Source organism: Sphingobium wenxiniae (genome assembly GCF_007830065.1).
Lineage (GTDB): Bacteria > Pseudomonadota > Alphaproteobacteria > Sphingomonadales > Sphingomonadaceae > Sphingobium > Sphingobium wenxiniae.
Window position 1 is genome coordinate 1 of the sequence record NZ_VLKK01000047.1, and the last position, 6313, is coordinate 6313.

The 6313-nt window shown below is 65.6% G+C and carries 5 protein-coding genes and 1 pseudogene; 4 read left to right on the forward strand and 2 right to left on the reverse strand.

From position 1 onward, the window contains the following. Positions 1-154 precede the first annotated feature (154 nt). Positions 155-382, forward strand: coding sequence for a hypothetical protein (locus IQ35_RS20350; RefSeq protein ID WP_184205123.1), 228 nt, complete (start codon positions 155-157; stop codon positions 380-382). A 65-nt stretch (positions 383-447) separates the two neighbouring features. On the opposite strand, the gene IQ35_RS20355 is transcribed toward IQ35_RS20350, so the two are convergent. Together IQ35_RS20355 and traA are read right to left on the reverse strand one after the other, a co-directional pair. After that, positions 448-1167, reverse strand: coding sequence for a DUF6118 family protein (locus IQ35_RS20355; RefSeq protein ID WP_145076104.1), 720 nt, complete (start codon positions 1165-1167; stop codon positions 448-450). A gap of 7 nt (positions 1168-1174) precedes the next feature. Beyond that, the gene (gene traA / locus IQ35_RS20360; protein ID WP_145076107.1) at positions 1175-4315 is read right to left on the reverse strand and encodes a Ti-type conjugative transfer relaxase TraA; all 3141 of its coding nucleotides are present in this window, start codon (positions 4313-4315) and stop codon (positions 1175-1177) included. Between the two features lie 173 nt (positions 4316-4488). Between traA and IQ35_RS20365 the strand changes: the two genes are divergently transcribed. The 3 genes and pseudogenes from IQ35_RS20365 to IQ35_RS21670 form a co-directional block, all read left to right on the forward strand. Continuing rightward, positions 4489-4794, forward strand: coding sequence for a conjugal transfer protein TraD (locus tag IQ35_RS20365; RefSeq protein WP_145076110.1), 306 nt, complete (start codon positions 4489-4491; stop codon positions 4792-4794). Between the two features lie 37 nt (positions 4795-4831). After that, positions 4832-5056: a conjugal transfer protein TraD gene (locus IQ35_RS20370; RefSeq protein WP_145076113.1), complete on the forward strand. Its 225-nt coding sequence runs from the start codon at positions 4832-4834 to the stop codon at positions 5054-5056. Positions 5057-6142: 1086 nt separating this feature from the next. After that, positions 6143-6313, forward strand: a pseudogene (locus tag IQ35_RS21670) (replication initiation protein); the annotation flags it as partial.

The following is a 6313-nucleotide window of genomic DNA, read 5'->3' on the forward strand; positions in this document are numbered from 1 at the left end:
CCCGCCTCAGCCTCCTTCAGCACTCCGATGATCTGCTCTTCTGAAAACCTCGTTCTCTTCATCTCGTCCGTCCTTCTACTAGGGCCGGACTCTAATCCAACTTGGAGGAAAATCAGGGGGTCACGTCAATGACTATGAGCGCAAGCGTTGGCCGGTGGACAAGCTGGAGCCGGTGGAAGCGATTGAGGCGGCGATGGAAGCGGAAGGCCGCACACGCGCCGATCTGGCGGCCCTGATCGGCCAATCCCGCGCGACGGAGGTTCTGGCCCGCAAGCGGGCGCTGACACTCCACATGATCCGCACAACCGGCGGGCATGGCATGTCCCTGCATCGGTTTTGGTCCGCGAATATCAACTGTCTCGTTGAGAGGCTGGCGCGGTGACGGTCACTGGCCGGCGGTGATCCGGCGCGCTGATCCCGCTCGATGTCAAAAAACTCGACAGATCTTCATCTCGTCACCTCCGGCTTCACCTCGATCGTGCAGCGCACCACCTTCTTGGCTTTGGTGGCGGACGTGCGGCACGCCTCGATCGCCTCGCGGTTGCCATCGGCGAGCGGATTGGCCGCGACGATTATCTCCCAGCCCGCCGGTGAGGCGCGCTCCATCAAATGCGTGCCGGCATCCCATAGCGTCGGTTCGGCAAGCGTCCGCGTCGCCATATGTTCGGGCCATTGCCAGTTCACCGGCATCCTGCGCGAGATCGGCCCCGCCAGCCAGGCATAGAGCAAAATCCCCAGCACCACGCCGCCGATGCCGAATAGATAGAGCCATCGGTTCTGCTCGTCGCCGCGCCGCGCCGACGCCACCAGGCCGGACAGGTCGCGCGCCGCCCCGTCCAGCGTCGAGTTGGCGCTCTGCACCAGGTTACGCAGCTCGCCCGTCGCGCTCGCCACCGAAGCGTTTACACGCTCTCCCATCGTCTCCGGCGTGAGTTTCATCGCGGGGCTTTTCGCTATCGCATCGACCCGCTGGGTGAGAGCCAGCAATATCTTCTCGGTGTTGGCGAGCGTCGGCTGATAGTCTGGAATGTCGATGGACTCACGCGCGCGGGCCAGTCCCTCGACCGCAAGGCGCACCAGCGCCACCTCGCCGCGCAACTGCTCGAACGCCGCTTGCGGATCGTCGCCGGCCTCGCCGTTGTCGCGATAATTATCCTCGTCCATCATCCTCTCCTTACCGGCTCATGCCGCGCCCCATGCCTATCCCCAAATCCCGCGCCAGCTCGCGGCCAAGATCGCCGCTGTCCATGCCGCGTCCCCGGCCTATGCCGATCTCAAGCCCCAGCTCGCGGGTGCGATTACGCAGGACCGATTCCACCTGGGGATCGCGCTCAAGGCTTTTCGCCATGCCCGCCATTTCCTTGCCCGTGCGCTCCCGGCCCGCCATGTCACCGGCTTGGGTGAGGCGGTCGCGCTCCTGTTTCAGCCCCTGCCAGCGTTCCACGAACCTTGTCGCGCGCAAGTTCGGATCGGCCCGCACGCGCGCCTCCTGGGCCATCGCGTCGAGCATCGGCCCGCTGCGCCCCGCCGCCGCCTCGCGCAGCAAGGCGGGGTCGCGCTGCATCGCCGCCGACAGGTCGCGCGAGGCTCCCGGCCTGATCTGCTCAAGCGCCTGTGTCGCGCGCTCGAGCGCGACCTTCTGATGCTCAAGGACCGGAGCGCCCGACGCCCGCGCCTGCAACACCGCCTCGGCCGAACGCGAGGCCCGCTCGACCGCGCGGGCATAGTCGCGGCCCTGGCCGCGATCGGCAGGCACCGGCGCGCGCTCCGCGCCCTTCAGCGGCGCGGCCGACAGCTTCAGCCCGTCGAACATGCCGCGCCTCGGGGCCGCCTTCTCGCGCTCGCCTGCCGGCGTCGGCTCCGGCGCTGGGCGCTGCGGGGCAGGCCGGAAGCCGTCGAACATGCCCCGCCGCGGTTGCCGCTCGGCCGCGGCTTGTCCCGCGCCAGCGCTGCGGTCGCCGGCATCGCGAACCGTGCGTGGATCTTCGCCCATCTGGCGCATGGTTTCCGCGCGAGGGCCAAGGATCTCCACCGGCGAGCGTTCCGCCCGTTCCGGCAATCGGATCTCGCCCGACAAGCCGCGCCGGTCGGCGAAAGCCCGCGCCTCCGCGTCGCGGTCGCGGACCATCGGATAATCCGACGCCATATCCTTCGCCCGCTCGCGCGACAGGGTGCGGACAAGCCGGCGCTGATCGGCGAAGTCGTCGCGGCCGTAATGGAGCTGCACCCCGTCGCGATGCCGCGACAGCGCCACATAGGCCGAATGACGGTCCATGCCGGGGGTGGCGAGGACGTGCGCCCGATCGACCGTCACCCCCTGCGATTTATGGATCGTCGCCGCATAGCCATGATCGACATGGGCATAGTCCTTGAGGTCGAACGCCACCTGTCGGCCATCATCGAGCCGCACGGCCAGGCGCTCGGCGCTGACCTGCTCGACCTTGCCTAGCGTGCCGTTCTTCACGCCAAGGCCGCGCTCGTTTTTGAGGAACATGATGCGGTCGCCGCTCGCGAAGTCGCGCGCGCCCCGCTCGACCGACAGGCGCACGTCCGCGCCCAGCTCGCCGGCGTCGCGCAGCCGATCGCGCGCGGCCAGGTTCAAATCGCGCACCTCGGCATTGGTATGGGTGAGGATGATGCGGGTCTGATCCGGCGCGGCGGTGCACTGCGCGTCCCAGCGGTCCACCAGCTCGCTACGGGCCTGCTCGCGCGTCTCGGCCGCCTCGACCATGCCATGCCGCTCATAGGCATGGATGGCCTCGCCGGTGCGGCCAGTCGCCAGCGCCTTCGTGGCCTCGCGCTGCCAATCCTCATGCTGCCGCCGTATCTCGGTGATCTCGGCCCAGCCATGCCGCTCCGTCACCGATCGGAACGCCGCGCCGGCCTCGATCGCCTGCAACTGCTCCGGGTCGCCGACAAGAACGACCTTGGCCCCTGCCCTATCCGCCGCCGACAACACGCGCTCCATCTGGCGCGTGCCGATCATGCCGGCCTCGTCTATCACCAGCACGTCGCGATTGGTCAGCAGCTCGCGGCCCTGGTCCCACTGATATTCAAGGCTCGCGATCGTCCGCGAGGGGATAGCCGATCCACCTTCCAGATTCTCGGCCGCGATCCCCGACAGCGCCGCGCCGCGCACCTGATAGCCCTGATGCTCCCACGCCTCGCGCGCCACTCCCAGCATCGCCGATTTGCCGGTGCCGGCATAGCCGACCACGGACGCCAGCCCATCCTTGCCGGTGATATGCTCCAACGCCCCGCGCTGCTCGGCCGACAGGGAAAGGCCCCTGCCCTCGGCCGCCTCCAACGCGCGCGCTCGGGTAGCCTCGGCGACGCCATGCCGCGCCATACCGGCGAGGCTGTCAGCCGACCGTTCCAACCGCTGTTCCGTCGCGATCATGTCGCGCGAGGTAAAGCGGTCCTCGCCGCGTCCATCCTTCCCCAGCGCCACCAGTTCCGGCGAGGTCCGCACCGCGCTCATAGCCTGGTCGAACTGATCCTTGCCGTCGCTGTGCCGATGGACGAACATCGCCAGGTCGCGCGTGGTGAACGTCGCCTGCCCGCGCGTGATGCCGTCGAGCGCGATCGACGGGTTGGCGATGATCTTCTCGCCATTCTCGCGTGCGATCCGGGCATGGTCCTCGACCCGCTCCGCCTCAAGCCCCTGTTCGGGCATACGCGATGCCGCCGGCCCGATCTTGTGCTGCGGCTCCAGGTCGATCCCCTGCGCCTCCAGGGTGCGATGATCTATGCGGGCATCAATATCCAACTCGGCAAGCGCCAAGTTGACATGGTTCGCCCATGCCTCGCGCCACCCCTCCAACAGCTCGGTGCGGTTCCACTCGCGGACCTTCTTCCCGAACCCCTCCCCGTCCACCTCGCGCATCGACAACATGACATGCGCGTGGGGCTTGGGCATCCCGTCCTTGCCCATGTCCCAATGCACGTTCATGTCCGCGACCATACCGCGCTCGACAAACTGCTTTTCGACAAATTCGCGGGCGAGCGCGACGCCCTGCGCCTGATTCATTTCGCGCGGAATCGAGAACTCCACCTCGCGGGCAAGCTGGGCGTCCTTCCTGATCTCCCCCGCCTCGACCTCGTTCCACAAGGTCGTGCGGTCGTTTAAACGCTCCGGCGCACCTTGCGGAGCCATGATTTCCGAATGGACGACGCCGGCCTTGTTCGAGAAATCATGGTCGCGCCCTAGCCGGTCATCGTGCAGCCGTTCCGCCGCACGATAGGCAGCGGACGCAACGGCGCTCGATCCGTTGGCGCGACTGATGACCTTGGCCGAGAAATGGTAGATCGCCATGACGGTCTCCATACTGCCCTTCTTAGCGCACGTCGGCAACGACGTATAAGCGCGCACTCATACTCTCTGCCGTTCGCATGATTGACTCCGCCGCATTTTTGCCGGTTCCGGTTTCCTCGCGCGCGTGCTGTGCTACTATCGGGGCCAACATGATCGGCTTTTCAGGAGAGGCTATGCGTAAGGTTCGGGACTATGACGCGGAACTGAAAGCCCTGAACGACAAGGCCAAGGCGCTCAAGGCGCGCAAGGTCCAGCAGCTCGGCGAACTCGTCACCTCCACCGGGGCCGACGCGCTCGATCTCGATGTGCTGGCGGGCGCGCTGCTCGCCGCCGTCGCATCCGCCAGCGCGGAAGAAAGGGAGGCGTGGCGCTCGAAAGGCGCGGCCTTCTTTCAACGCAAGGGCCGCAAAGCTACGCTCCGCCCTCGCTATGACGGCAAAGACGGAAACGAAACTGGCGCAGGCGAGGCACCGCGTTGAAGCCGCTGCGCGCCGCACCGATACGAGGGAATGGGTCGTGGCCCGTCGGACACGCACCCGCCACCTGATCGAGCTGGGCGGCCTCGTCCAGAAAGCCGGCCTGGTCGATCTCGCCGACGACGATCACGCCACCCTTTACGGCGCGATGCTAGAACTGGCGGCGAAAGCGCGCGATGAAAATGCCGGCGATGTGCTGGCGCTCTGGAAGCGGCGCGGTAAACGCGCGTTCGATGCAGAAGCGGAAGGCGCGGGCAATGGTTGACTGGCCCGATTTCCATATCATTACCGGCGGGCCTGGCTCCGGCAAAAGCACTCTCAGCTCGGCCGTCTCGTCGCATTGCGCCAACAACTCGTCCAGCGTGTAGCGCGGGCGCGGATTCGGCTCGACCACCAGACGGCCGCCATCGACCGCTACGCCGACCGTCGCGCCGGCCCGCAAATGCAGCATGTCGAGGATCGCGGGCGGGACCGCCAGCATGACGGAGCCGAGAGGAAGGAGCAGCGCGGGAAATCGGCCTTTGGCGTGCGAAAGGTGAGTTTTGGGGTAGATCCTCACCGTTGGCAATCGACGCCAGCCCCGGCCGATTGAGTGGGTGGACGAAACCACGACGATCTAGGTTCCAAAAAAATGGCTACCTGAGAAGCCCGTAGAGCGCCGTGGACGTTCGACCCTCTCCCATCCTGCCTGACGCCTGAAAAGGGGCTGGGCAGGCCGGAAATCGCGCCTGCGGGGACGTTTCCGCCTTCCCTGCCCTCTCGACTGGATCGCTGCGCTATCCGCATGGCTTTTCTGGAAAGCCAATTGGACGGTTGGGCTTGGTGGTGGGTTGGATGGTTGGGTGAAATGGTGGAGCTGGGTGCCAATTGAACAAAAGCGTGCTGGCGTAGCCGGCTCATCTCATGGGGATGCCGGGTGGGAGGATGGCTAAAGCCATCCGGGGCGCCCGTAGGGCGCGAGCCGGCGGGGCGAAGCCCCAAGAGGCGGTGCTTTTCTTTTTCTTCGGGCCTGACGGTTCGGCAGGCACAGAGTTATCCACAGGCAGGGCTACCCCAAAACTCACCGTTCGCGTTCTGATTCAAAGATTCTTCTTAGATTCAAGATTCAGGGTGGCTCAAACCCGCAGAAAACCGAGAAAAATTGCCTCGAAAAGTGAGTGTTGGGGTCGAGTCGCGTGAGTTTTGGGGTGGCCTTCGGTGAGTGTTAGGGTCGGTAAAAGTGAGTGTTGGGGTCGAGTCCGGTGAGCTTTGGGGTAGCAGCCAAATCAACGGTGAGTTTTGGGGTATATCCCGATCCCGATCGGCGAGCTTTAGGAATTGCCTAGCTCACCGTTGCTGCTAAAGTGAGGGCATGAATCGTGCAAGCTCACCTGTAAACAACGGAAAGGCAAAGGTTGCCCTGGGCGACAATACCGCCCTCACCCTCGCGCAAAAGGGGCGCGGAAACCCGTTCGATCCCGCCAATTACGGGGAAATCGTAAAACCCGGCGAGCTGGTCGATATTGTCGAGCTGTCCCCCCTC